Here is a 26,084-nt window from a genome sequence, read left to right as displayed (position 1 = left end):
CAGTCGTGCAAGCGTTGTGCCGTCAGTCTCCGAAATGCAGGGGCGCGTTGATGCGCCCGTCGGGTGGCATTTGCAGGAACACTCCGTCGGATTCGAGCTTCTGCATCACGTCGAGCACGTTGACCCGGGCCAGCTTGCGCGCGGCGCTGAGTTCCAGCTGCATGACCTCCTCAAGTCGCCCGGTGCGCTTGCGCAGCGCCTCCGGAATGTCGTCCTCGCTGAGGTCATCGCGCAGGTAGATGTACATCTCGTCCTGACGCGCGCAGCGCAGCACGCGGCATTTCACCACCGCCGTGCTCACGACTCGTGATAGATCTCGGCGCCTTTATCGCGGAACTCGGCGGCTTTTTCCTGCATGCCTTTGTTCAGCGCGTCAGCGGCGTCGATCTTTTTCTGTTCGGCGTAGTCGCGCACGTCCTGGGTGATCTTCATGGAACAGAAGTTCGGACCGCACATGGAGCAGAAGTGGGCCGCTTTATGGCCTTCCTTGGGCAGGGTCTGATCATGGAAGTCGCGGGCTCGCTCCGGGTCCAGGGCCAGGTTGAACTGATCCTCCCAGCGGAATTCGAAACGCGCTTTGGACAGGGCGTTATCGCGTACCTGGGCGCCGGGGTGTCCCTTGGCCAGGTCGGCGGCATGGGCGGCGATCTTGTAGGTCACGATACCGTCGCGCACATCGTCCTTGTCGGGCAGGCCGAGGTGCTCTTTGGGCGTGACGTAGCACAGCATGGCGGTGCCGTACCAGCCGATCTGGGCTGCGCCGATCGCGCTGGTGATGTGGTCGTAACCGGGGGCGATGTCGGTGGTCAGCGGGCCCAGGGTGTAGAACGGCGCTTCGAAGCAATCTTTCAGCTCCTTGTCCATGTTCTCCTTGATCAGCTGCATGGGCACATGACCCGGCCCTTCGATCATGACCTGGCAATCGTGTTTCCAGGCGATCTGGGTCAGCTCGCCCAGCGTTTCCAGTTCGCCGAACTGGGCCGCATCGTTGGCATCGGCCAGGCAGCCCGGGCGCAGGCCGTCACCCAGCGAAAAGGCCACGTCGTAGGCCTTCATGATCTCGCAGATGTCTTCGAAGTGGGTGTAGAGGAAGGATTCCTGATGATGGGCCAGGCACCATTTGGCCATGATCGAACCGCCGCGCGAGACGATGCCGGTGAGGCGGTCGGCGGTCAGCGGTACGTATTGCAGGCGCACACCCGCGTGAATGGTGAAGTAGTCCACCCCCTGTTCGGCCTGCTCGATCAGGGTGTCGCGGAAGATTTCCCAGGTCAGCTCTTCGGCTTTGCCGTCGACTTTCTCCAGGGCCTGGTAGATCGGCACGGTGCCGATCGGTACCGGTGAATTGCGCAGGATCCACTCACGCGTTTCATGGATGTTCTTGCCGGTCGACAGGTCCATGATGGTGTCGGCGCCCCAGCGGGTCGACCAGACCATTTTCTCGACTTCCTCGGCAATCGAGCTGGTTACCGCGGAATTGCCGATGTTGGCATTGATTTTGACCCGGAAATTGCGCCCGATGATCATCGGTTCGGATTCCGGGTGGTTGATGTTGTTGGGGATGATGGCGCGCCCGGCTGCGATTTCCTGGCGCACGAACTCGGCAGTGACCTCCTCCGGCAGCATGGCGCCAAAGCTCTGGCCCGGGTGGCGATTTTTCAGGTAGCCGGCGCCGGCGTAGGTCTCGCGCAATTCCTGCAGGCGGCAGTTTTCACGGATCGCGACGAATTCCATCTCCGGGGTGATGATGCCGCGACGGGCGTAATGCATCTGGGTCACGTTGGCCCCGGCGCGGGCGCGCCGCGGAGCGCGAATATGTTCGAAGCGCAGCGGCGCAAGCGCCGGGTCGCTCTCCCGGTCCTGACCAAAGCGCGAGCTCGGGCCGCTCAGATGTTCGGTGTCCTGACGCTCTTCGATCCAGCTCTGGCGCAGCGGTGTCAGGCCATTGAGCAGATCGATCTGGGTGTCCGGGTCCTGGTAGGGGCCGGCGGTGTCGTAAACGGTGACCGGCGGGTTGCGTTCCAGGCCGCTGGTGCTGCGGGTGGATTGCAGCTGAATCTCGCGCATGGGCACGCGCAGGTCGTCGCGCGAACCCTTCACGTAGACCCGCTTGGAGGCGGTGAACGGTTGGGTGACTTCGCTGCGCAGGCTGCGGGTTTTGTCGATGATGTCCTTGGCGACGGCGCTCATGACGAATCCGTGATGTGATCTGAACGCCTAGTGTAGTGCCTCTGCCCGCCTCGGGGCATCCGCATGGCGCAAGCGCGGTGCGCCAAAGTGCTCAGTGCTCGCCGTGCTCGATCCAGTGCAGTGCAGCGAAGATGCGCCAGTCAACTGCGCAACCTGCGGTCTTGCGCTGGCTCAGCCACGCGTTGATCTCGCCCAGCGGGACCACATGGGTGGTGATGTCTTCGCCATCCACGCCCCCGCCGGCGCTGACCCGGGTCAGCTCGGTCATGCGGAAATACCAGGCCCATTCGCTGGTCAGCCCGGCGGCGGTGGGGCTGTCATGCAGACACGTAACACGCCCCGGGCGAAAGCCGGTTTCCTCTTCCAGCTCGCGTTTCGCCGCTTCGATCGGGGCTTCGCCGTGATGCTCATCGCCGACCACTCCGGCCGGCAATTCGATCACGCGCTGGTTAACCGCCGGGCGCAGCTGCTCGACCAGCACCAGTTCCTGTTCAGCGGTGGTGGCGATCATGAAGGCGGCGCCGCCGCCGGTGTTGCAGCGCTGCACATATTCCCAGCGGCCCGTGCGGCGCAGCTCAAGAAAGCGTGCGGTGTGGAGGATTTCAGCGTCTTGCGGCAGGGGCATAGCAGGTGATCCGAATGGCGGTATGAAGGACATGGTCTGGCGAGTATCCTTGTGGCTATTGCGAGAAGACAGACCACGAGGCCACCCATGAGCAATCAGGATATCGAATCCATCCTCAAGGAAAACCGTTTGTTTGCGCCGCCGTCGGCGTTTGCCGAGCAGGCCTGCTACCCCACCGACAAGCTCGAGGCGCTATACGCCGAAGCGGCTGAGGACAATGAAGCATTCTGGGTTGCGCGGGCACGCGAGGAGCTGGACTGGCACACCCCGTTTACGGTTGGCCTGGACGCCACCGATGCGCCCAACTACCGCTGGTTCACGGATGGGCGCCTGAATGTCTCCTACAACTGCATTGACCGCCATCTGGACAGCCGCGGTGACCAGATCGCGATTCGCTTCGAAGGTGAGCAAGGCGACACACGCAACCTGAGTTATCGCCAGCTGCATGCCGAAGTCTGTCAGTTTGCTAACGCACTCAAAGCACTGGGCGCCCGCAAAGGTGACCGCATCATCGTGTACATGCCGATGGTGGCCGAGGCGGTCATCGCGATGCAGGCCTGCGCGCGCATTGGGGCGGTCCATTCCGTTGTGTTTGGTGGCTTTTCCGCGGCTTCGCTGCGCGATCGCATCGATGACGCGCAGGCGCGTTTCCTGATCACCGCCGATGGTGGCCGCCGCGGCGGTGGCATCGTCGAACTCAAGCAGGCCGCCGACGATGCGCTGGCCCAGTCGGGCGGCTCGGTGGAGCGCGTGGTGGTGCTCCAGCGTACGGCCCACGATGTGGCCATGGATCCGGCGCGTGACATCTGGTGGCACGATGCGGTGACCGGACAGCCGGAAGATTGCACGCCGGAGTGGGTCGAGGCCGAGCATCCGCTGTTCCTGTTGTACACCTCGGGTTCGACCGGTAAACCCAAGGGTATCCAGCATGCCAGCGCCGGCTACCTGCTCAACGGCATATGCACCAACCGCTGGGTGTTCGATCTCAAGGATGGCGATGTGTTCTGGTGCACAGCGGATGTGGGCTGGATTACCGGGCACAGCTATGTGACTTACGGCCCGCTTGCGGCTGGCAGCACCATCGTGGTCTATGAAGGCGCGCCGACCGTGCCCGATGCCGGACGTTTCTGGCGTATCTGTGAAGAGCACAAGGTCAGCATTTTCTACACCGCACCGACCGCGATTCGCGCCTTGATGAAGCAGGGTGACGAGTGGCCGGCACAGTCCGACCTGTCCGCCATCCGCCTGCTCGGTAGCGTTGGCGAGCCGATCAATCCGGAAGCCTGGATGTGGTACCACACGGTAATTGGCCAGGAGCGTTGCCCCATCGTGGACACCTGGTGGCAGACCGAAACCGGCGCCATCATGATGTCGCCGGTGCCCGGCGTGACCGCGACCAAGCCGGGCTCGTGCACCAAACCGCTGCCCGGCATCGCCGCGGCCATCGTCGACGAGGAAGGCCAATTGATCGAGGATCGCGACGCTGGCGGTTACCTGGTGGTGACCAAGCCATGGCCGTCGATGCTGCGCACGGTATGGGGCGACAACGAGCGCTATATCGACACCTACTGGGCCAAGTTCGATAACCGCTATTACGTGGCTGGTGATTCGGCCCATCGTGATGCCGATGGGTACTTTTGGATCATGGGGCGCATTGATGACGTGCTCAACGTGTCCGGTCACCGCATGGGTACGATGGAGGTCGAATCCGCCCTGGTGGCCCACCCGCGGGTGGCGGAGGCGGCCGTGGTCGGGCGTCCGCATGAGACCAAGGGCGAGTCGATCTGCGCCTATGTGACTTGCAAGGGTGAGCGACCGATCGGCGATGAGGCCGAGGCCTTGACCCGCGAACTGCGCGACTGGGTGGCGCAGGAAATCGGCGCCATTGCCAAGCCGGATGACATCCGCTTTGCTGACAACCTGCCCAAGACCCGCTCCGGCAAGATCATGCGCCGGCTGCTGCGGACCATCGCCAAGGGTGAAGAGATTACGCAGGACATCTCAACACTGGAAAACCCGGCGATCGTGGCCCAGTTGCAGGGTCACTCCTGAGCGCTGCAAACGGTTAAACTACGCCTTCCGGTATCAGCCTCATCCTGCCATGTCTTCCGAAAAGGACATCCTTCAGCAACTCGACAGCACGATCAATGCGATCGAGGAGCACCGTGACTGGCGCTCCAAGCAGCGCGCGGAGGAAGAGGCCAAGCTGCGCGCGGCGTGGCAGCAATTGCTGGACGCCGCCACACAGTTGCGTGGCAAGCTCAAGGACAATCCCAAGCTGCGTTATTTCAGTATCGCGCGTGACGGCTCGGAGATCGCCATCAGCTTTCGCACCAACGCGGCCAGCTCAAACTTGATGTCGTTCTATCGGGATCATCCGGAAGGCATGTACAACACCACGCTGGCGATCTGGTGTCGTGAACCAGGGCGCGACGATCGTCGCTTTCAGTCAGCAGACGATGCCATACAGCTTATGGTCAGGCACTGCGCCGGCAATCTGGCGAGTTAGAAGTCAGTGCCCGGCGTCGCGCCTGAGCTCAGGCCGCGCGGGGCTGAAATTCGATCAGTTTGCTTTCGTTGCGCCCAATGTTGGCATTGGGCCAGTGGATGATGCTGATGCGGCCGTCGTCGTCCTCAACCAGGGCTGAGCAGGATTCCACCCAGTCTCCGCAGTTGTGGTAGAGCACGTCGCCGATTTCGCGGATTTCGGCATGATGAATGTGTCCGCACACCGCGCCGTCGAGTCCACGTTTCTCGCACTCACGGGCCACGGACTCTTCAAATTCGGTGACGATATTGACCGCCGATTTGACCTTCTGTTTGGCGTAGGCCGACAGCGAGAAATACGGCATGCCGGCGCGACGGCGCAGGCTGTTGAAATGCCGGTTGGCTTTCATCATGCCGTTGTAGACCACATCCCCGGCCAGGGCGACCCAGCGGTGGTAGCGCGTGATCACATCGAACATGTCGCCGTGCAGCACCAGCAGGCGACGCCCGTCCGCAGTCGTGTGGATGACTTCGTTGGTCAACTGGATGTTGCCGATCTCCAGCTTGTAATCGACGAATTTGCGCAGGAACTCGTCGTGGTTGCCGGTCACATAGAAGACCTTGGTGCCACGCTTGGCGCGGGTCAGCACCTTGCGTATGACGTTGGTGTGTTCCTGCGGCCAGAAAAAACTCTTGCGCAGTTGCCAGCCGTCGATGATGTCGCCGACCAGATAGAGATACTCGCACTCATGCTGGCCGAGAAAATCGGCCAGGGCTTCGGCCTGGCAGCCCGGCGTGCCGAGATGCACATCCGAGACCCAGATGCTGCGCACTTTCCGCTTGCTCTTGCTTTTGCTGTCTTTTTTCATGGCTTTGAGCCTACGCCGGCCCGGTGAAGCGTTTGTGACAGTGGCATGACGGCAATGTGACAGCAGCGCCGAAGCGCTCCGGGGTGCGGGGTTTGCTATCGTATGGCGCTTTTTCGCCACGGCTGCGGCGCTGGCGACACCCTGTTAACAACAGACAAGATGATGAAAGTATTGGTAGTGGGCGGCGGTGGCCGCGAGCATGCATTGGCCTGGAAGCTGGCCGAATCTCAGCGTGTGGCCGAGGTCTTGGTGGCACCCGGCAACGCCGGCACCGCGACCGAAGTCAAGGTCCGCAACGTGGCCGTGGCTGCTGAAGATGTTGACGCGGTCTGCGCGCTGGCTCGTGATGAGGCCGTCGATCTGGTTGTGGTTGGGCCTGAGGCGCCGCTGGCGGCTGGTCTGGTCGATCGCCTTCAGGCTGACGGCATTCGTGCCTTCGGGCCGAGTCAGGCGGCTGCCGAGCTGGAAGCTTCCAAAGCCTTCACCAAGGACTTTCTGGCCCGTCATCAGATCCCCACTGCGGCCTACGGCAACTTTACCCAGCTGGACGAGGCGCTGGCTTATCTGGCGACCATGCAGGCACCGTTCGTGATCAAGGCCGACGGTCTGGCCGCCGGCAAGGGTGTGATCGTGACCGAAGATCGCGCCGAGGCTGAAGCCGCGGTGCGCGACATGCTCCAGGGCAATCGTTTTGGTAATGCCGGTCACCGGGTGGTGATCGAGGAATTTCTGCATGGTGAAGAGGCCAGTTTCATCGCCCTGGTTGATGGCGAGAACGTGCTGGCACTGGCCTCGTCGCAAGATCACAAACGTATCTTCGATGGTGATCAGGGACCCAACACGGGCGGCATGGGGGCGTATTCCCCGGCACCGGTGCTGACCGATGCGGTGGCCCAGACCGTGATGCAGCAGGTCATGTTGCCGACGGTGCGCGGCATGGCCGCCGAAGGGCGCCGTTTCGTCGGCTTCCTGTATGCGGGACTGATGATCTCCGAGCAGGGGGCACCGCGTGTGGTCGAGTTCAACGTGCGCATGGGCGACCCGGAAACTCAGCCGATCATGTTCCGCCTGCGCTCCGACCTTCTGGACGTGATCGAAGCCGCTCTGGATGGGCGTCTGGATCAGATCGAGCTGGATTGGGACCCGCGCAGCAGTGTGGGCGTGGTGCTGGCCGCAGGTGGCTATCCGGACAGCTATGCCAAGGGCGACAGCATCACCGGCCTGGACGCGCCGTTCGAGGCCGACACCAAGGTTTTCCACGCTGGTACCGTGCTGGACGGCGGGCAGGTCAAGACCGCCGGCGGGCGTGTGCTGTGCGTGTGCGGGCTGGGCCAGGATCTGGCTGAAGCACGCGACAAGGTGTACCGCGCAATCCCGGCGATTTCCTGGGATCAGATGCAGTATCGACGTGATATTGGCTCCAAGGGGTTGGCGCGTACGTCATCCTGAGCCGTCCGTTTGAGTGATAGGCTTCGCACCCACCTGTGGTGCAATGAACAATTAACCGAACGTTAAGGAGTGAGTGAGATGTCCGAGAACAAAGCCGGGTTCAAACCCAAGAAATCGGTTGCCCTGTCCGGTGTTGCCGCAGGAAATACCGCCCTGTGCACGGTCGGCCGTAGCGGCAATGACCTGCACTACCGCGGTTACGACATTCTGGATCTGGCGGCCAGTTGCGAGTTCGAGGAAGTCGCTCATCTGCTGATCCACGGCAAGTTGCCGACCGATGCCGAGCTGGCAGCGTACAAAACCAAGCTGCAAGCTCTGCGCGGTCTGCCCGCGGCGGTCAAGGTTGCGCTGGAAGCCACCCCGGCCAATGCTCATCCGATGGACGTGATGCGCACCGGCGTTTCGGTGCTCGGCACTGTGCTGCCGGAGAAGGATGATCACAACCATCCGGATGCGCGCGACATCGCAGATCGTCTGCTCGCCTCGCTGGGTTCGATGCTGCTGTACTGGTATCACTTCAGCCACAACGGTCGTCGTATTGAAGTAGAAACCGACGATGACTCGATTGGCGGCCATTTCCTCAACCTGCTGCACGGCAAGGCGCCCAGCGAATCCTGGGTCAAGGCCATGCACACCTCGCTGGTGTTGTACGCCGAGCACGAATTCAATGCCTCGACCTTCACCACCCGTGTGGTCACCGGCACCGGCTCTGACATCTATTCGGCCATCTGCGGCGGCATCGGTGCGCTGCGCGGGCCCAAGCACGGCGGTGCCAACGAAGTCGCCTTCGAGATTCAGAAGCGCTATGACAGCCCGGACGAGGCGGAAGCCGATATCCGTGAGCGGGTCGCCAACAAGGAAGTGATCATCGGTTTCGGTCACCCGGTTTACACCATCTCCGATCCGCGCAACGAGGTCATCAAGCAGGTCGCCAAGGACCTGTCGGCGGAACAGAACAACATGAAGATGTACGACATTGCCGAACGCCTTGAATCGGTGATGATGGACGTCAAGAAGATGTTCCCCAATCTCGACTGGTTCAGCGCGGTCAGTTATCACATGATGGGCGTGCCGACGGCCATGTTCACGCCGCTGTTCGTGATCGCGCGCACTGCTGGCTGGAGTGCGCACATCATCGAGCAGCGTATGGACGGCAAGATTATTCGCCCAAGCGCCAACTACACCGGGCCGGAAAATCTTGAGTTCGTGCCCATGGATCAGCGCGCCTGATCGGGGCCTGATTACAGCCACTCACGGGACACGGATGGCCCGCATTCAATCCACCTGAAATGAAAAGGGGAATGACATGAAACACATCGTAGCCATCCTGAGTATCCTGTTGGGCAGCCCTGCCTTGGCGCAGGGCGCCCTGCCCGAAGCCTTGCAGACCGTGCGTGACGCCCTGCCGGGGCAATACATCGTGGCACTCAAGCCAGGCCGCTCCGGCGGCGTGGTCGACAGCATCGTGCAGGCCACCGGCGGTACGCTGCTGCACCGCTACGACACCGCGTTCAACGGCTTCGCCGGGCGCTTTTCGGTGGATCAGGTGGCCGCCCTGATCGCCAACCCCAATGTGCGTTACGTCGAGCAGGACGGCAAGGTCATGCCGTTCGGAGAGCAGGCCGGCGCGGTATGGGGGCTGGACCGGATTGATCAGGCGACGCTGCCCCTGGATCGCCGCTACAGCTACCCGAATGAAGGCGAAGGTGTGCACGCCTATATCGTCGACACCGGCGTGCGGGTCAGTCACGAAGAGTTTCGAGATCGCATCGGCGAAGGGGCCAACTTTGCCGGTGAAGGCGGCAGCGCACCCGGTGGCGGTCTGCTCGGCGGTGTCGGCAAGATCGTGGGCGGCCTGCTTGGTGGCGGTGGCGGCGACGATGATGGCGACAGCGATCAGCCCGACTATGCCGATTGCAATGGCCACGGTACCCACGTGGCCGGCACGGTTGCCGGCACACGCTACGGCGTGGCCAAGCGCGCCACGGTGCATCCGGTGCGCGTGCTCGGCTGCGATGGCGGTGGCGCCATGTCGGGCGTGATTGCCGGTGTGGACTGGGTGGCCAAGCATGCCGAAAAACCGGCGGTGGCCAATCTCAGTCTTGGCGGTGGCGCCAGTCGCTCTCTGGATGAAGCGGTCGAGAACGCCATCGAGCAGGGCATTGTGATGGTGCTGGCCGCTGGCAACGAAGACAGTGATGCGTGCAAGACCTCACCGGCGCGGACCAAGGCCGCGATCACCGTGGGGGCAAGCACGCGTCAGGATCAGCGCGCCGACTTCTCCAACTGGGGTGAGTGCGTTGATCTGCTTGCGCCAGGTGCCGAAATTGATTCGGCCTGGCACACCGGTGACAGCGCCAGCAAGTCGCTGCAGGGCACCTCCATGGCCGCGCCGCATGTCGCCGGTGCGGCTGCGCTGTTGCTGGCCGCTAACCCGCAGGCCAGCCCGGCCGAGATCACCGCAGCCCTGCTGGAAGGCAGCGCCAGTGGCAAGTTGTCCGGTTTGAAGGGTTCCGCCAACCGCCTGCTGCAGGTGCATGCCGCAGCCGCCGAGGCTCCGGACGAGGGTGACAACGACAGCGAAGACAGCGCGCCGCCGGCCGAATCCAAGGCCAAGTCTCCGCTGGGTGGTTTGCTGCGCTAAGGCGTTCGACTGTGGGTGCTGCGCGGCTAAAGCAGCAGCGCAGCGCCCAGTCCGAGAAAGGCGAAGAAACCGACCACATCGGTGATCGTGGTCAAGACCACGCTGCCGGCCAGGGCCGGATCGATATCGAGTTTCTTGAGCAGCAGGGGCAGGCCCACCCCGGCCACTGAGGCGCACATCTGATTGAGGATCAGGGCCATGCCGATGACCAGCGCCAGCATCGGTGAGCGGAACCAGGCCAGTACGATGCTCGAGACCACCACCGCCCACAGCAGGCCATTGATGAGGGCCACGGCGACCTCTTTCTTGAGCAGGGCGACGGCGTTGGCGGTGCTGATCTGACCCAGGGCCAGACCGCGAATCATCAGGGTCAGTGTCTGGCTGCCGCCAATACCGCCCATGCTGGCGACGATGGGCATGAGTACGGCCAGCGCGACAACCTGATCCAGCGTGGCTTCAAACATGCCGACCACGGCGGAGGCCATGAAGGCGGTGATCAGATTGACCCCCAGCCACACCGCGCGACGCCGTGCGCTGCGCCGCACCGGCGCGAAGATATCGTCTTCTTCGTCCAGACCGGCAGGGGCCAGCAGGCTGTGCTCGGCTTCATCACGGATGACGTCGACCACGTCATCGATGGTGATACGGCCGAGCAGGATGTTGCGTTCATCCACCACCGGCGCTGAAATCAGGTCGCGGTCCTCGAAGCGCTTGGCCACCTCGCCGGCGGTCAGGTCGACCGACAGGGCCTGGAATTCACGGTCCATGATGTCACTCACCGTGACATCCGGATTCATGGTGACCACCTTGTTCATCGGCAGGATGCCGAGGAAGTGACCGTAGCGGTCGACCACGAACAGCATGTCGGTGTGGCTGGGCAGGTCGCCGAGCATGCGCAGATAGCGCAGCACCACCTCCAGTGTCACATTGGGCCGCACACTGACCGGGTCGGTGTTCATGAGGCCGCCGGCGGTGTCGTAGGGGTACGACATCACCGCTTCGACGCGGGTGCGTCGGGCCTCGTCCATCGAACTCATGACCCGCTGGGTCAGAGTTTCCGGCAGGTCATCGATGAAGTCGGCGAGGTCATCGATCTCCAGGCCTTCGGAGGCTGAAATGACCGCTTCCACGTCCATGGCTTTGATCAGCCAGGCGCGCAGCTCCTCGCCGAGGTGCAGCAGGACTTCACCGCGATCCTCATCGCTGACCAGATTCCACACGATCTCGCGCTCGCCCAAGGGCAGCGATTCGATCAGTACCGCGATTTCCGCCGGGTGCAGGGAGGACAGCACTCGCTGAACCGGCCCCTGGCGACCGCTGTCCAGCGCTTGTCGGAGATGGTCGATTTGGTCGGTCATGAGTCCTCAGCGATGGGGTGGGCGGCGTGCTCGCTATTGTAGAGGGCTGCGCTATAGTTGCCTATTTGGCGAGGCGGGGGAGAGATGAAGCGCGCGCTGATCACCGGGACCACAGGTCAGGATGGAGCCTACCTGTCCGAGTTTCTGCTCGAGAAAGGCTACGAGGTACACGGCATCAAACGCCGCTCTTCGTCATTCAATACCGATCGTATCGACCATCTTTATGAAGAGCCGCACGTCAAGGATCGGCGCTTCATATTGCACTACGGTGACCTCACCGATGCGACCAATCTGATTCGCGTGGTGCAGGAAGTGCAACCGGATGAGGTCTACAACCTCGGTGCGCAAAGTCACGTGGCGGTCTCGTTCGAGAGCCCGGAATACACGGCCAACTCGGACGCCATGGGCACCCTGCGTCTGCTGGAGGCTATCCGCATCCTCGGCCTGGAAGACAAGACCCGCTTCTATCAGGCCTCCACGTCCGAGTTGTACGGCAAGGTGCAACAGATACCGCAGACCGAGGACACGCCGTTCTATCCGCGTTCGCCTTATGCCGTGGCCAAGCTCTACGCCTACTGGATCACGGTCAACTACCGTGAGGCCTACGGGCTTTATGCCTGCAACGGGATTCTGTTCAATCATGAATCGCCGGTGCGTGGCGAGACCTTCGTCACGCGCAAGATCACACGGGCCCTGGCGCGTATTTTTCTCGGTCTGCAGGACTGTCTGTACCTGGGCAATCTGTCGTCCAAACGGGACTGGGGTCACGCCCGGGACTACGTGCGCATGCAGTGGATGATGCTGCAGCAGGAGGCGCCGGAGGATTTCGTTATCGCCACCGGGGAACAGCACACCGTGCGTGACTTTGTCAGCCGCGCCGCGCGCCGTCTGGAGATCGAACTGGAGTGGCATGGTGAAGGCCGTGCCGAGCATGCAGTTGTCAGTGCGGCCCCCAAACAGGCTGCAGTGCGAGCCGGTGATCGCATCGTGGAGGTGGATCCACGCTACTTCCGTCCGACCGAGGTCGACACCTTGCTGGGCGACCCGGGCAAGGCCAAGACCAAGCTCGGCTGGGAGCCGACCACCAGTTTCGAGGAATTGGTCAACGAAATGGTGGATGAAGACCTCAGCCTGGCCAAGCGTGATCATCTGATCAAATCGGCGGGCTTCAAAGCCTTCGACTACCACGAGTGAGCACCACCATGCAGCCCGACAGTCGCATTTTTGTCGCTGGTCATCGTGGCATGGTCGGTTCCGCCATCGTTCGCGCGCTGCGCGCCGCAGGCTATGACAACTTGTTGCTGCTCGATCGCCAAGCCCTGGATCTGCGTGAGCGTGCCGCGGTGGAAGCGATGTTCGAGCAGCACAAGCCCGAGTACGTCTTTTTGGCCGCGGCCAAGGTCGGTGGCATCCTCGCCAACAACGAGTATCCCGCTGATTTCCTGCGCGACAATCTGCTGATTCAGACCAATGTCATCGACGCCGCATGGCGACACGCGGCGCGCAAGCTGCTGTTTCTGGGGTCGTCATGCATCTATCCCAAACTGGCGCCACAGCCGCTCAAGGAGGAGTACCTGCTGAGTGGTGCGCTCGAGCCGACCAACGAGTGGTATGCGATTGCCAAGATCGCCGGGCTGAAGATGTGTCAGGCCTACCGGCGCCAATATGGTTTTGACGCCATTTCCCTGATGCCGACTAATTTGTATGGGCCGGGTGACAATTTCGACCTGCACAACTCGCATGTCTTGCCAGCCCTGATACGCAAGTTTCATGAAGCGTGTGAGCATAATAAGGCCAGCGTTGAGGTGTGGGGCAGCGGGACCCCGCGGCGCGAGTTCCTGCACGTGGACGACCTGGCGCAAGCGTGTCTGTTTTTCATGCACGAGTATGCTGATGAGATGACCGTGAACATCGGCTGGGGCGAGGATATTTCCATCGCCGATCTGGCTGATTCGGTTGCGCAGGTCGTGGGGTATGATGGCCTCTTGCAATTTGATGCCAGTAAACCCGATGGCACGCCGCGCAAGCTGCTGGATACTTCACGTGCGACGGCCCTGGGCTGGCGTCCCAAAATAACCCTGGGCGAGGGGCTGGCTGAGACCTACGCCTGGTATAAGAAAAATCGTGCCGAGGCTCGGCTATAGCTGAGCTCGATGGAGAACACCCGCCTCACGGCGGCCATGGAGTGGACATTGAAGAAGATACTGATTACGGGTGGCGCGGGCTTTATCGGATCCCACCTGTGTGAGCGCCTATTGCGCGAAGGTAACGAAGTGATCTGCGTGGATAACTTCTTTACCGGGGCAAAGCGCAACGTGGTCCACTTGATGCAGAGCCCTTATTTCGAGCTGATGCGCCACGATGTCTGTTTTCCGCTGTATGTGGAAGTCGACGAAATTTACAACTTGGCGTGTCCGGCCTCACCCATTCACTACCAGCACGACCCGGTTCAGACCACCAAGACGAGCGTGCTGGGGGCGATCAACATGCTCGGTTTGGCCAAGCGGGTCAAAGCTAAGATTCTTCTCGCCTCAACCAGTGAAGTCTACGGCGATCCGGCGGTGCATCCGCAAACCGAAGGCTACTGGGGCAACGTCAATCCAATTGGTCCCCGGTCTTGCTACGACGAAGGCAAGCGGTGCGCCGAAACCTTGTTCTTCGATTATCAGCGCCAGCATGGGTTGGATATCAAGGTGGCACGTATTTTCAATACCTTCGGTCCGCGCATGATGCCTGACGACGGGCGCGTGGTGTCCAATTTCATTGTGCAGGCGCTTAGCGGCAAGCCGTTGACGATATACGGCGATGGTTCGCAAACACGCTCGTTTTGTTATGTCGATGATCTGGTTGATGGTTTGATTCGCTTGATGAACTCTCCGTCGACAACGCCAAACCCGATCAACTTGGGCAACCCGGGCGAATTCACCGTGCGGCAGCTGGCTGAGAAGGTCTTGCAGCAAGTCGGAGGCGACTCTGAGCTGCAGCAGAAACCTTTGCCGCAGGATGATCCGCGCCAACGTCAGCCCGATATCGGGCTGGCGCGCGAGATGTTGGGTTGGGCTCCTAAAGTGCCGCTGGATCAAGGCTTGGAGCACACCATCGGTTATTTCAGGAACTTGCTTGCCGGGGCTGACTAGTCCGGTATCAGGAATACACAGATGTCCAAGAAACTGACCAGAGCGCCAGGACCGATTCGGGTATTGCGGCGGCTCAAACGACGTGTTTTCGGAGGGGCAAATCCCCAGCAACGTGTTGACGATCCTTTGGACGTTGCATTGGGTTGTACTCAGCACGAGGCGGAAATACTTCGTGCGTGTTTGCCATTCACGATGACCAGCCAAGAGCGTCTTCTGGCTGTGGTCGATGCCGTAAGCTACACCATTCACTCGCAGATCGACGGGGCATTCGTTGAATGTGGCGTTTGGAAAGGCGGGTCGGTGCTGGCCATGATTCTGCGTTTGCAGCAGTTGGGTGTCTCGGATCGCGATATCTACCTGTTCGATACCTTTGAAGGTATGACGCCACCGACGGCCAAGGATGTTTCGCGCTATGACGGCGAAGCCATGGATCATTGGCAAGAGAGTGTCGGGCGTGGGCAGCGCCCTTGGCAGGGGCTGTTCGATGCCGAATTCTTCAACGAAGATTTGGTCCGAGAGGCGTTGCTGGCGACCGGATATCCGCCTGAGCGGTTGCATTTCGTGAAAGGGCGCGTCGAAGACACTTTGCCGCAGGCGGCACCCGAGCATGTCGCGTTCTTGCGGCTGGACACGGATTGGTACGAATCCACCCGTCATGAACTTGTTCATCTATGGCCGCGCCTGCGTCTCCACGGGGTCGTCATTATTGACGACTACGGTCATTGGGATGGTTGCGCAACGGCAGTGGATGAGTATTTTTCCGAGCTGGGTCCAGCGCACGCTCCGTTGCTGAGTCGTATCGACTACACCGGCCGCTTGGCCGTCAAGCGCAAGCCGTGAACGGCGCGTGATGTGGCAGACGGGGGGCGGTCACTGAGCGAGCAAGCCGATCATCGGGCTTCCGTCGCGGGCGAAATCAACGCCGCACGCGCAATCAGCGGGGGCACCAAACTCCTCGCTGCACGTTTGGCTGCCCAGTTCATTCGATTGGCTTTTACGGTTGTGCTCGCGCGTATTCTTGCCCCGCAAGATTACGGTTTGGTAGCGTCTGTTCAGGTGATTACCGGCCTAGCGGTGCTACTTCAGGATATGGGGCTGAGCGCTGCGACCCTGCAGCGTAAGCATATCTCTGAGGCGCAAATTCATGCGCTGTACTGGCTCAACCTGCTGTTGGGCGGTTGCGTTGCCGGGCTGGGGCTATTGTCTGCACCTTACATTGCCGCATGGTTGCGCTCGCCAGATTCGGTTGGCGTAATCCAGGTGCTGCTGGTCGCGGTGTTGATTCCCAGCGCATCGGCGCAGCATCGTGCGTTGATGCAGCGTGAGTTGCGCTTTGGTGCGATTGCCTTGTCCAGTGTATGTGGCACGTTGATTGGCGGGGCATGTGCGGTCATGGCTGCCGTCGCAGGGGCCGGGCCGTGGGCTCTGGTGCTGATGATGGTTGTTGCTGACGCTGTGACTTTGATTATCAGCTGGGCGGCCGCACGCTACCATCCCGGGATTCCCAAAAATTTCGCCGGCGTTGCTTCGCTGCTGCATTTCGGCGGTGGCTTTTTGATGTTTCGTGTGCTTGGGCATTTTGCTCAAAACCTTCATTTGTTATTGCTTAGCCGCAATATGGGGTTTGCCGCGGCGGGCCAGTTCACGCGTGCGCACATGCTGACTAATATGGCCAGCGGCTATGTAAACGAGCCTGCTGGCAAGGTCGCGTTGCCTATGCTGAGCCGACTGATTTCAGAGCCGCGGCGGTTTGTGCGTTTTTACGACAAAGCGACCGGTGTGATGATGCTGGCTGCAGCACCCTTGGGGGTCATGGGCGTGCTTTATGGCAGCCAAGTCATACACGTCCTGCTAGGTGAGCAGTGGGAAGCGGCTGAACAGATCTTTCAGGTGCTGTGTTTTGGTCTTATCGCGCAACCGTTGATGTACTCCACCGGATGGTTGTACATGGCGCGTGGCGATATGCGCGGGATGTTGATCTGGGGCTGTATCGGTTGGGGCGCAATGTTAATCGCGGCTTTGGTTGCATTGCGTTTTGGTCCGCTGGGGGTGGCTTGGGCGTGGAGCGGAACCCAGTGGGTGTTGCTCGTGCCCTGTCTTGTTGCGGCGTACCGTCACTTGCCTTTGCGGACTTCGGTCGCGTTGCTTCGCGCCAGTCGACCGGTTGCAGCGGCCTTGGTTGCGGCGGTGCTGGTCAAAGCGACATTCTCCAGTTTAACGGGCTTGCCGATGTGGGCAGAACTGATTGGTGCAACGGCCCTGTTCGGTCCCGCATATCTGTTGTTGGCCTGGTTTGTGTTCGGACAAAGGCAGCTGATGCAGACCTTGGCCGAGACAGTTTTTAAGCGCATCCAGTCGATGCAGGGGCGACGGTGACCGTGTGAACAATAAACAGCAGTCAGCTCAATTCAAAACCCGGCACAATCAGCGTCGGCCTGATGCTTGGGGGCAGCCATACCGATATATTGCGATCCAGCTGCGGCGTGTCGTCGGGCAGATGTTGAGTCTGAGTTCTGATGCGCTCAGTGCGCCGCGCGTTCTCGACTATGGCGCCGCCGATTCGCCGTATCGTGAACTGTTGCCCAAGGCCAGCGAATGGGTCGCTGCGGATCTTGGTGGCAATCCTCAGGCGCAAATGCAGCTTAATGGCGATGGCAGTGTACCCACCGGTGCGTCTGAGTTTGATCTGGTGCTATCGACCCAGGTCCTTGAGCATGTCGCCGATCCAGCCTTATATCTAAACGAATGCTATCGGGTTCTTAAACCAGGGGGGCGGTTGGTCTTATCCACCCACGGGATTATGGTGTGGCATCCAGATCCCCACGATTTTTGGCGTTGGACGTCCGAGGGCCTGAAAGCGGCGGTTGAACGGGCCGGTTTCGAGCTTGTCGCTTTTCGCGGGGCAATGGGGCTTGCATCCTGTGGTCTTCAGCTGTTTCAGGATGCAACGCATGGGCGCATCTGGCGCCGTTTGCGTCGCCCTTACGCCATGTTCATGCAATGGTTGGTCGGGTTTGCTGATGCCTATATAGACCGAGAAAGACGTAATCTTAACGCCTTGGTTTTCGTGCTCTGCGCAGCCAAACCTTTAGCAGAGCAAGCTCAGCAACAGGAGCATCAATAATGGGGCAATTGACTGCGGGACGAATGGTCAGCGCGATCGGTCGCGTGGTGGGGCCGTTGATTCCCAAAGATTGGGCGTTACGCCAACGTTTGCGATCGTGGCGTAGTCATTTGCCGAGCAATCAGCCAGATACGCCGGTATCGCTGGTCATGGATGCCATGGGCAAAGCGTTTCCACAGGCGGTTTTTTTGCAGATTGGAGCCAACGATGGCGCCTTGTATGATCCAATGCGCCGCCAGATTCATCGACGCCGCTGGCGCGGCATTATGGTGGAGCCTGTTCCAGAGATCTTTGCCCGGCTGCAGCGCAATTACCGCCATCTGGCACCGCGCATCATTCTTGAAAATGTCGCGGTTAGTGCGCGTTCGGGGGAGCAGCCTTTCTACCACCTGGCGCACGAGAACGACCCGGCAGCCGCGGGACTGCCCGTGTGGTATCACGCCTTGGGTTCGTTCCATAAAGATGTCGTGCTTTCGCACCGGGAGCACATTCCGGACATCGACGACCGATTGGTCGAGCGGATGGTGCCCTGTATGACGGTTAACGATCTGTGCCAGAGACATGGTTTTCAGGCCGTCGACATCGTCCAAACCGATACCGAGGGGCATGATTATGAGATCCTCAAGCTCCTTGATCTGGAACATCTTCGCCCCAAGCTCGTGCTATACGAGCACCATCATTTGGCTGCTCCGGATCGGCAGGCTGCACACGATTTGCTGCGTGCGTGTGGCTATGAATTTTTCGAGTATGGCTACGACACATTGGCCATTCATGTTGCCGCGTTGGGCCCGGCCTCGACCCCACTGCGCCAGGTTTGGGCGCAGGCGCTGGCTCTGAAGGAGAGCACTGAATCATGAGCACCGCTCTGGTTGTCACCACCATTAATGCCCCCAACCCCGTCATGCGCGATCTATTAAGCGCTTGCCAGAAATCGGGGGTCGATTTTGTCATTGTCGGCGATCGCAAGAGTCCGACGGACTTCAGCCTGCCGGGCGCGACCTACATGGATATTGAGGCGCAACACACGGCGTTTGGTGCGTTCAGCCAGCAGCTGCCGCTGGGGCACTACGCGCGCAAGAACGTGGGTTACCTGCATGCGCTGCGCGACGGTGCCAAGTGGATCGTGGAGACCGATGACGACAATTTCCCCTTGGGCAATTTCCTCGATCACCCTGAAGCGGGCTCAGCCCGTGTTTTGAGCGCGAAAAACGACCACGCATGGCTCAATGTGTACGACTATTTCGCACCAACTGCGCCGGTTTGGCCGCGTGGCTTGCCGCTGGATCGTGTGCTGGGTTGCGATCAGGTTGATGAGCATCAAGCATCCAACGCGCCGGTGTTGGTTCAGGGGCTTGCTCAGGACAACCCGGATGTCGATGCGGTGTTTCGTTTGACCCGTCCGCTGCCTGTGAGATTTGCCGAGGAGGCGACCGCCGTGGTTTTGTCGGAGAACGTATGGTGTCCGTTTAACAGTCAGAACACTTGGTGGCAGCGGCGCTTGGCGCCACTCATGTATCTGCCCTCATACTGCAGTTTTCGTATGACCGACATCTGGCGCAGCTTTGTTGCGCAGCGTTGCTTGTGGGCTCAGGGGCTGCAGGTGACCTTCGTCGCGCCGTCTGTCCGCCAGGAACGTAATGAGCATGATCTTATGCGTGACTTCGCCGACGAGGTGCCGGGTTACCTGCACAACGATCGCATCCGTGAACGCTTGTCAGCTTTGTCGCTGAGCGGGGATATGCACACGGATCTGCTGAGTTGCTACCAAGCCCTGGTGGGCGAAGGCTTGGTTGACTCGGCTGAAGTGCCTCTCGTTAAGAGCTGGTTGGATGAGTTGAGCCGGCTGGGCTTGTAGTCCGTCCGGCCTTGCTTAGTCCACCCGTTTGTAAAGTAAGAAGTGGTCATCCACGCCGATCAGTTCCTGTATGCAGGGGTCGCGGTAAATCGGTTCGTTGGCGATGAGTTTGTAGCCGCTGGCGGCGATGCGGTCAGAGAACTCGACCCGGCTTCCGTCGCTTTCGGCGCTGAGGAGGCGGTCTTGATCGTTAGGAATAATGAACAGGTGTTTGGGGCGCATTTCAGCGAGGCGGGCAAACCACCAGTTGATCGCGGCGATACTCATCTCTGAAAAACTGTGGATATTGATGGCCAAATCGATATCCAGATCGGGTGCCGCAGTGATGAACTCGTCCAGTGGCAGGACCGTGGTCTTGTCCGCGCAGCCGCGAAACTTCAGGTAAAACTCGCTGAGAAAGGTCGACTCAGCGACCGCATCAGTGCAGTAGTAATGATCAATGTTGGGCAAGGCCTGCAACATGCGGTGGGGTAGGCGACCATAGCCTGCGCCGATGTCGAGCACCCGGAAGCTGTCGCGTTGTTTCAGATTCAAGTGCCGGTTCAGAAAATTGATTTCGTTAACGGAATCGAGCAGGTCACGACTGATTGTGGGGTGATTCGGGTAATCGAACGTCCAGCAGCCAAACAGGCCGTCTTCGGTCAGGCTGCCGAGCAGGCCCAAGTCGTCGATACCCTGAGCGTAAGTCATGAACAGGTAGTACTTAAGGCGCGCCTGCTCGCGCACATTACGCAGTTGCCAGACGTAAACATTGTCGCCGCGAAAATGAGACAGCTCGAGTTGGCGGTCCATGCGTTGTGGGTTCCACAACGAGTGCACGGCAGCGTCGACGGTGAGTGCGTTGTAACGCTCGCGTAAGGCCATCAGCCGCGGATTGTCGTGCCTCAGATAATCGGCTGTGCCTTCTGGTAGCGGGTGCTCCGCGTTGAAGCTGGCCGCCTTGAGGCGTGCTGTCTCTGCTTCAGATTGCTGGTCGATGCGGGAAATTCGTAAGCCCGCTTTGGCGAAAGCACGCCGGACCAGGCGTTTGAGTCGGTTCGGTGCAGGTGTCATTCTGTGGCTTCTTTTTGATTGGTGCGCTGCGGCTCCTCGCAAGTTTATAGTGTGCCACTATCGCTGGATTTCGGGGCCATGAGTTGGCTTATTCTTCAGGAAAAATGGTTTTAGTGGCCTTATGAACCCAAGTGGTCATACGCAGTTCGATGTGGCATTGGCTGCAGATCCACAGTACCTGCAGCACGCTGCGGCGACGTTGCACTCATTGCTGCAGCAACATCCGCGTGGTGTACGTGTGCACTTGGTGCGCAGCGACGTTGCTGCCCCCAGGCTGGACGATCTGCGCGGTATGGTCGAGGCCATGGGCGGGCAGTTCCATGTGGTCACAGTACCTCCACAGCAGTTTGCGCGGCTTAAACCACACCCATTTTTCGGCACACATGCATGGATGCGCATGTTGCTGCCCGAGCTGTTACCTGAGGTTAAGCGGGTACTCTATTTGGACAGCGACACCATTGTGTGCAGGCCGTTGGATGAGCTTGTAAAGCTTGATCTGAATGGCCACTGGGTGGCGGCTGTAGTCAATCCCCTTTACCCGCACCAATCTCTTGAGCGATTGGCGTCGCTAGGTATTCACCAAGTACAGCGCTATTTCAATTCCGGCGTTTTGTTGATGGATCTCGAAGTGATGCGGGCCCAAGGGCTGTGCGCTGATCTGTTGAAGTTTGCCGATGAGCACCACGAGGGTTTTCTGTATCCAGATCAGGACGTACTGAATGCGGTGCTTAAAGGTCGATGGTTGAGTCTGCCGCCGCAGTTCAATGTCCAGAGCGTAATGTTTGATTTACGTGCGGCGCAGTTGCCGTTCGATCGCGACACCGTGCGTTACGCAAGGCGCGAGCCGTCCATCGTGCATTTTTCCGGTTTGCTAAAACCCTGGATGGACGCCTGCGGGCATCCGCTGCGCAGTTTGTATTGGTCACACGTACGTCAAACACCCTGGCGAGCGGCCAAAGTAGAGAACAAATTCTGGCGCAACATCATTCTGCGGCATTTTCCATACCGTTTATATCATTGGTACGCACAGCATTTTCCGCAGCCGCAAATTGAGCGTAAGCCCACCCAATATTGAGAGTACAGGCATGACATCGGCGCAAGATTTCACCGAAATGGATGCGGCTGAGGAGTCGATTGCCTGGTGGTATTGGAACCGTCAGGCGATCTTCAAACTGCGCGCTGCTCTGGTTCAGGCTTTAACCGCCTGTAAGGCCGGGTCAGGCGCGCCTGTGTTGGACTACGGATGTGGCAATCGAGCCTATCAAGGGGTGGTTCAAGCGTGTGATTTAAACTACGTTGCCGCAGACATGCCGGGGAATACACATGCCGATATCGTGTTGAATGAACACGGTGAAATTCCCTTGGACCAGCAGCGTTATGACATCGTGCTCTCTGCCCAGGTTCTGGAGCATGTGCCGAGTCCGGCCAAGTACTTGGCCGAAGCATGGCGTGTGCTCAAGCCCGGCGGTTCCCTGGTGCTTTCAACCCACGGTGTATGGGTCTACCACCCCTCCCCACTGGACTTGTGGCGCTGGACCGCAGATGGCCTGCGCGCCACCGTTGCCGAACAGGGATTTGAGGTCAATGAAGTGCGCGGCGTCATGGGCCTGTTGCCAATGTCGATTCAGCTTTTTCAGGATGCCGTGCGGACCCGGTTGCCAACCTGGCTCAGCAAGCCGCTGTGTGGCTTATGTCAGCTTTTGATTGGCTGGACTGACCGTCTGCACAAGGACTCGGGGCGCGCGCGTGACGCCATGATTTTCGTGGTGCGAGCGACTAAACCATCCTAACGGCTGGAGCTGTCGACCAGTGGTAGTTCACTGAGCGTGTGCCAGCCATCCGGCTCGCCATAGAGCGGGTGCTCGAACGCGTGAAACAAGTACATCATGTCGAGCCATGGATCAGTGCGCTTCAAGAATTTCTGCAAGCCATACATTTTTGACAGCTTGCGTTTGGCGTGACGTTGATTGAATTCGCTGATCGCTAAGCGCTCGCCGGTAAAGTCTGAGTGCGAGAATCCGATGATGTCATCGAAGTAACACACCACGCGCGGAAGCACCAATTCGAGAGCGTCTTCAAACAATTGAAAGGCCGCAACCGTTGATGAGTAGAGGTCCATGTCGAAGGCAATGAAGCCGATTGGCGCTGGAGCGCTCTTTATGAATTCCGGTACGGTGTCGCTGACTTCGCCCAACAGCAGTTGGGCTGACGACAGGCGGGCTTTAAGGGCGTCGACATCCATGCCGTAAAAGCCCTCGCGCCACATTTGCGGCAGGTCGCGATAGTCGACGGGTTTAGGCAGGCCGGTACCGGTGTCAAAGCCGTAAACGTCGATGCGCACGCCGGAACGCTGAGCGGCTTCCCGCGCCAAAGATTCCATCTCGACCAAGCCGTTGCCGCCAGCAACGCCAAATTCGACCACCGAAATCGCGGGTAACCCCAAGGACTGAGCCATGCGCGCAGCTGCGAGGATTCCCCAACGGTAGTTGGGGCGAAGGGTCGGGGCTTGCATCGGCCCCAGGAATGGATACTCCAGGGGCGCATCCATGCGTGCGGGATCCTCCATCAGGCCGGTTTGGATGGCAAGTCGTTTGAGGAATGAGCGAAGGGCTCTGGGTATGATGGCGCGTGCGATGCGTTTATGAGTGCTCATTGTCTGCTTTTCTACCTTGAGTTTTTTGGATCAGCACGGCTGCGCATGGATCACATTTGGCGGTGACAGCTTGGTTACTATAGCCAGCACATAAACGACTGTGAATGTCCCTGTCATCGAGGTCGCAGGTATCGGGCTGGGTAGAGTTTGCTGGAGATCGAATGAGCGGATCGGAGGGGGGGATTGTTCACAATCCCGTTCTAGATAGTGTGCGGGGTTGGGCCATCCTTCTGGTGCTGATGGTGCACTGCCTGGCTTTTGAGTCGGGTGGTTCCAAGGTACTCATGGTGGTCAACGAATTTGCTCGGGCTGGTTGGTTGGGCGTTGATTTGTTCTTCGTTCTATCGGGCTATTTGATTACCTCGATTCTGATATCCACGCGTGAGCACAGTGGTTATTTCGTTAATTTTTATGCCCGTCGTGCACTGCGCATCTTCCCCGCTTATTACTTGTATTTGATTCTCGCGTTTGCGTTGTTGCCGTATGCGGTTTCAGGTGTCGATGGTGATGTGCTGCGCGGTTGGGCCTTGTCCAGCGCCTTGTACCTGCAGAATATCCATATGTTGGTGCTTGGTAGTGGTACGCCATGGCGTGGACTTGATCACCTGTGGTCTTTGGCGATTGAGGAACACTTCTACTTGTTTTGGCCTGTGGTTGTTGCGTTGTTACCCGCGCGACGGCTCGCACATGCGTGTTTGACCCTGATTGGGCTGGCCTGGATGGTCAAAGTGGCTTTGCTGCTTTTTCACGACTGGCCGCTGGCCGGCTATGTGTTCATGCCTGCACGCATGGACGCGCTAGCAGCTGGCGGATTGATTGCCTGCTTGGTGCAGCGCGATAGACCGCCACGTTCAAGCTCGGCGGTGTTTTTGGGGTGCGCCGCTTTAGCAATGCTCGCTGTTTTGGCCTTGAGCAACGGTGGTCTGCGTCTGTCTGGCGGTTTGAACATTGCGCTGATTACCAGCGCCGCTGCGGTGCTGTTCGCTGCGGGGCTCTATCTGATCGTAACCCGTGATTTCAGGCCCTGGTGGCTGCACAACCGGGCATTAACAACGCTGGGACGATACTCATACGGGATGTATTTAATCCACATAGCCGTCATCGAGTTTTTTCAAGTTCCAGTGCTAGGGGCGTTCAAGGCTGTGCTGGGCTACAACCTGGCAAGCCTGCTGTCAGGGTTGGCCACGATCTTATTAACCTTGGCTCTTGCAGCGCTCAGCTATCATTTATTCGAAGTTCGTTTTCTCAAGCTCAAACGCCATTTTTCGAGCATGGATCGCGCGTGAACGGGTGCGGTGTTGTGGTGTAAAGGACTGATTTAAAAGCCTTGACCGCCCCATGAGCTCACCGCAAACTGTTCAGACAACAGGGGCGGCCAGAGCGGCTTGGCTTAACCCTCGCAAGAATGATGACAGGGGACGGGGATGTCTATAAGCGGAGCTGCGCGTCAGGCTCATATTGAGGGGTTGGATGGCTTGCGCGGAATCGCCTTGCTGATGGTGGTGATTGCGCACCTGTACCTGCTCAATATCGGTTGGGTGGGGATGCAGAGCTTTTTTGTCCTGTCAGGCTTTTTGATTACCCGTGTTCTGCTTATGGACAGGGATCGAGCGCCGACCTTCGGAAGCTACCTTAAACGCTTCTATATTCGACGATTGTGGCGAATTTTGCCGTTGTATTACGGCTACTTGGCGGTGATGTTGGTGATCACCGAGATGAATGAGCCACAGCGTGAGCATCTACTCTACGGCTTCGCCTATCTGTATAACTTTTTTACGCTTCGTGCGGACAGGGTGCACTCTTTCCAGTTTGATCATCTGTGGTCGATGTCGGTGGAGGAGCAGTTCTATTTAGTTTGGCCCTTTGTTTTGTACTGGTTCAGCGCGGTCAATTTGCGACGGCTACTGATTGGGCTGGTGGGTTTAAGTGTGGTTCTGCGTGCGTTGACCTGGCTGAATTGGCCGTTTGATATTGCCCCTGACGCGCAGCCGTGGCGGCCTCTCGCCATGTATGTATTAACGTGGTCTTATCTGGATGCCTTCGCGATTGGCGCCTTGATCAATTTCACAACTCTGAGTCCAAGGCCTGTGCATTTGCTGCTCTATGCGGCTGCGGCGTTTGTGCTTGGTGTTGCGGTGAATGGGATTGGCATCATGCCGATGTTTGAAGGTGGGCCGTACCTGTCTTTGGGTTGGCCTTTGTATATGCCCCACGGTTGGCAAGCAATTTGGGGTTATACCGTGGTCAATCTGTTCCTGTTCCTGCTCATCTGCATGATTATCAATCATGATCAGACCCGGCGGCTGTTCTCCAATCGGGTGCTCGATTATCTCGGCAAGCGCTCCTATCCTTGCTACCTCTTGCACTATCCTGTCCTGGCCGTTTTTTTGCCTTTGCTGCCAACCCTGAATGATCTCACCGGGCATCGAATTTTGGGCACCCTGCTGCTTGCGCTGGTCTATTTGCCAGTGATTATTTTGCTTGCCGATTTGTGCCATCGCCTAATTGAATTGCCGAGCATCAAGTATGGGCGGCGTTTTGCCCCCAGGATGCCCAACACGGCAGGGGTTGGTGAAAGCGCAGAAAAGGCCAACCCGCTCTCTACAGGGGAGAAGTAATTGAGCGCGTTGAGCTGAACGT

Annotated in this window: 24 protein-coding genes; 17 read left to right on the top strand and 7 right to left on the bottom strand. The window is 59.4% G+C overall.

Annotated elements, in window-relative coordinates; all coding sequences use genetic code 11:
* Nucleotides 1-22: 22 nt before the first annotated feature.
* The 3 genes from ATO7_RS04830 to ATO7_RS04820 form a co-directional block, all read right to left on the bottom strand.
* On the bottom strand, nucleotides 23-301 hold the full coding sequence (locus ATO7_RS04830; RefSeq protein ID WP_206044791.1) for a YcgL domain-containing protein: 279 nt from the start codon (nucleotides 299-301) through the stop codon (nucleotides 23-25).
* Complete coding sequence (gene thiC / locus ATO7_RS04825; RefSeq protein ID WP_083560028.1) at nucleotides 298-2,190, bottom strand: phosphomethylpyrimidine synthase ThiC; 1,893 nt, start codon at nucleotides 2,188-2,190, stop codon at nucleotides 298-300. Before thiC ends, ATO7_RS04830 begins: the two co-directional genes overlap by 4 nt.
* A 91-nt stretch (nucleotides 2,191-2,281) precedes the next feature.
* A complete protein-coding gene (locus tag ATO7_RS04820) occupies nucleotides 2,282-2,815 on the bottom strand; it encodes an NUDIX hydrolase (protein ID WP_083560026.1) in 534 nt (177 codons plus the stop codon).
* An 87-nt stretch (nucleotides 2,816-2,902) separates the two neighbouring features.
* On the opposite strand from ATO7_RS04820, the gene acs reads away from it, so the two are divergent.
* Together acs and ATO7_RS04810 are read left to right on the top strand one after the other, a co-directional pair.
* The gene (acs, locus tag ATO7_RS04815) at nucleotides 2,903-4,867 is read left to right on the top strand and encodes an acetate--CoA ligase (protein ID WP_083560024.1); all 1,965 of its coding nucleotides are present in this window, start codon (nucleotides 2,903-2,905) and stop codon (nucleotides 4,865-4,867) included.
* Nucleotides 4,868-4,916: 49 nt separating this feature from the next.
* Entirely contained in the window at nucleotides 4,917-5,324 is a 408-nt protein-coding gene (locus tag ATO7_RS04810; protein ID WP_083560022.1) for a hypothetical protein, read from the top strand.
* A 28-nt stretch (nucleotides 5,325-5,352) separates the two neighbouring features.
* Here the strand turns inward: ATO7_RS04810 and ATO7_RS04805 are convergent, their stop codons facing one another.
* On the bottom strand, nucleotides 5,353-6,171 hold the full coding sequence (locus ATO7_RS04805) for a UDP-2,3-diacylglucosamine diphosphatase (RefSeq protein ID WP_083560020.1): 819 nt from the start codon (nucleotides 6,169-6,171) through the stop codon (nucleotides 5,353-5,355).
* Between the two features lie 162 nt (nucleotides 6,172-6,333).
* Between ATO7_RS04805 and purD the strand changes: the two genes are divergently transcribed.
* From purD to ATO7_RS04790, 3 genes are all read left to right on the top strand, one after another.
* Nucleotides 6,334-7,620, top strand: a complete 1,287-nt coding sequence (gene purD / locus ATO7_RS04800; RefSeq protein ID WP_083561008.1) for a phosphoribosylamine--glycine ligase — start codon at nucleotides 6,334-6,336, stop codon at nucleotides 7,618-7,620.
* A 78-nt stretch (nucleotides 7,621-7,698) separates the two neighbouring features.
* A complete protein-coding gene (prpC, locus tag ATO7_RS04795) occupies nucleotides 7,699-8,850 on the top strand; it encodes a bifunctional 2-methylcitrate synthase/citrate synthase (protein WP_083560018.1) in 1,152 nt (383 codons plus the stop codon).
* Nucleotides 8,851-8,926: 76 nt separating this feature from the next.
* Nucleotides 8,927-10,264, top strand: a complete 1,338-nt coding sequence (locus ATO7_RS04790; protein WP_083560016.1) for a S8 family peptidase — start codon at nucleotides 8,927-8,929, stop codon at nucleotides 10,262-10,264.
* Between the two features lie 26 nt (nucleotides 10,265-10,290).
* Here the strand turns inward: ATO7_RS04790 and mgtE are convergent, their stop codons facing one another.
* A complete protein-coding gene (gene mgtE / locus ATO7_RS04785; RefSeq protein ID WP_083560014.1) occupies nucleotides 10,291-11,622 on the bottom strand; it encodes a magnesium transporter in 1,332 nt (443 codons plus the stop codon).
* 84 nt (nucleotides 11,623-11,706) lie between these two features.
* On the opposite strand from mgtE, the gene gmd reads away from it, so the two are divergent.
* The 8 genes from gmd to ATO7_RS04745 all read left to right on the top strand — a co-directional run bounded on the left by gmd (nucleotide 11,707) and on the right by ATO7_RS04745 (nucleotide 19,738).
* Nucleotides 11,707-12,816 (top strand): GDP-mannose 4,6-dehydratase, encoded by a 1,110-nt coding sequence (gmd, locus tag ATO7_RS04780; protein ID WP_083560012.1) that lies wholly within the window; start codon nucleotides 11,707-11,709, stop codon nucleotides 12,814-12,816.
* Nucleotides 12,817-12,824: 8 nt separating this feature from the next.
* The gene (fcl, locus tag ATO7_RS04775) at nucleotides 12,825-13,766 is read left to right on the top strand and encodes a GDP-L-fucose synthase (RefSeq protein ID WP_083561007.1); all 942 of its coding nucleotides are present in this window, start codon (nucleotides 12,825-12,827) and stop codon (nucleotides 13,764-13,766) included.
* Nucleotides 13,767-13,775: 9 nt separating this feature from the next.
* Nucleotides 13,776-14,759, top strand: a complete 984-nt coding sequence (locus ATO7_RS04770; protein WP_407938449.1) for a UDP-glucuronic acid decarboxylase family protein — start codon at nucleotides 13,776-13,778, stop codon at nucleotides 14,757-14,759.
* A gap of 192 nt (nucleotides 14,760-14,951) precedes the next feature.
* Nucleotides 14,952-15,599: a TylF/MycF/NovP-related O-methyltransferase gene (locus ATO7_RS04765; RefSeq protein WP_158523048.1), complete on the top strand. Its 648-nt coding sequence runs from the start codon at nucleotides 14,952-14,954 to the stop codon at nucleotides 15,597-15,599.
* Nucleotides 15,600-15,611: 12 nt separating this feature from the next.
* Nucleotides 15,612-17,135 carry a lipopolysaccharide biosynthesis protein gene (locus tag ATO7_RS04760; RefSeq protein WP_083560008.1) on the top strand — a complete coding sequence of 508 codons (1,524 nt, stop codon included), beginning with the start codon at nucleotides 15,612-15,614 and terminating at the stop codon, nucleotides 17,133-17,135.
* A 4-nt stretch (nucleotides 17,136-17,139) separates the two neighbouring features.
* Nucleotides 17,140-17,883, top strand: coding sequence for a methyltransferase domain-containing protein (locus ATO7_RS04755; RefSeq protein WP_083560006.1), 744 nt, complete (start codon nucleotides 17,140-17,142; stop codon nucleotides 17,881-17,883).
* A complete protein-coding gene (locus ATO7_RS04750) occupies nucleotides 17,883-18,740 on the top strand; it encodes an FkbM family methyltransferase (protein ID WP_083560004.1) in 858 nt (285 codons plus the stop codon). The genes ATO7_RS04755 and ATO7_RS04750 overlap by 1 nt, the downstream gene beginning before the upstream one ends.
* Nucleotides 18,737-19,738, top strand: coding sequence for an STELLO glycosyltransferase family protein (locus tag ATO7_RS04745; RefSeq protein WP_083560002.1), 1,002 nt, complete (start codon nucleotides 18,737-18,739; stop codon nucleotides 19,736-19,738). The genes ATO7_RS04750 and ATO7_RS04745 overlap by 4 nt, the downstream gene beginning before the upstream one ends.
* Nucleotides 19,739-19,753: 15 nt before the next feature.
* Here the strand turns inward: ATO7_RS04745 and ATO7_RS04740 are convergent, their stop codons facing one another.
* On the bottom strand, nucleotides 19,754-20,791 hold the full coding sequence (locus ATO7_RS04740) for a putative sugar O-methyltransferase (RefSeq protein ID WP_083560000.1): 1,038 nt from the start codon (nucleotides 20,789-20,791) through the stop codon (nucleotides 19,754-19,756).
* A gap of 151 nt (nucleotides 20,792-20,942) precedes the next feature.
* Here ATO7_RS04740 and ATO7_RS04735 point away from each other — a divergent pair, with 151 nt between their 5' ends.
* Together ATO7_RS04735 and ATO7_RS04730 are read left to right on the top strand one after the other, a co-directional pair.
* The gene (locus tag ATO7_RS04735; protein ID WP_206044790.1) at nucleotides 20,943-21,866 is read left to right on the top strand and encodes a glycosyltransferase family 8 protein; all 924 of its coding nucleotides are present in this window, start codon (nucleotides 20,943-20,945) and stop codon (nucleotides 21,864-21,866) included.
* A gap of 10 nt (nucleotides 21,867-21,876) precedes the next feature.
* The gene (locus tag ATO7_RS04730) at nucleotides 21,877-22,581 is read left to right on the top strand and encodes a class I SAM-dependent methyltransferase (RefSeq protein ID WP_083559996.1); all 705 of its coding nucleotides are present in this window, start codon (nucleotides 21,877-21,879) and stop codon (nucleotides 22,579-22,581) included.
* Here the strand turns inward: ATO7_RS04730 and ATO7_RS04725 are convergent.
* Nucleotides 22,578-23,444 (bottom strand): class I SAM-dependent methyltransferase, encoded by an 867-nt coding sequence (locus ATO7_RS04725; protein WP_146680148.1) that lies wholly within the window; start codon nucleotides 23,442-23,444, stop codon nucleotides 22,578-22,580. The genes ATO7_RS04730 and ATO7_RS04725 overlap by 4 nt on opposite strands.
* Nucleotides 23,445-23,605: 161 nt before the next feature.
* Between ATO7_RS04725 and ATO7_RS04720 the strand changes: the two genes are divergently transcribed.
* Nucleotides 23,606-24,730, top strand: a complete 1,125-nt coding sequence (locus ATO7_RS04720; RefSeq protein WP_158523046.1) for an acyltransferase family protein — start codon at nucleotides 23,606-23,608, stop codon at nucleotides 24,728-24,730.
* Nucleotides 24,731-24,868: 138 nt separating this feature from the next.
* The gene (locus ATO7_RS04715) at nucleotides 24,869-26,062 is read left to right on the top strand and encodes an acyltransferase family protein (protein ID WP_083559990.1); all 1,194 of its coding nucleotides are present in this window, start codon (nucleotides 24,869-24,871) and stop codon (nucleotides 26,060-26,062) included.
* Nucleotides 26,063-26,084: the final 22 nt, after the last annotated feature.

Origin of the sequence: Oceanococcus atlanticus, assembly GCF_002088235.1 — a bacterium.
Classification (GTDB): domain Bacteria; phylum Pseudomonadota; class Gammaproteobacteria; order Nevskiales; family Oceanococcaceae; genus Oceanococcus; species Oceanococcus atlanticus.
Note: the sequence above shows the minus strand (reverse complement) of the source record. Positions and strands in the feature narration are given on the sequence as shown.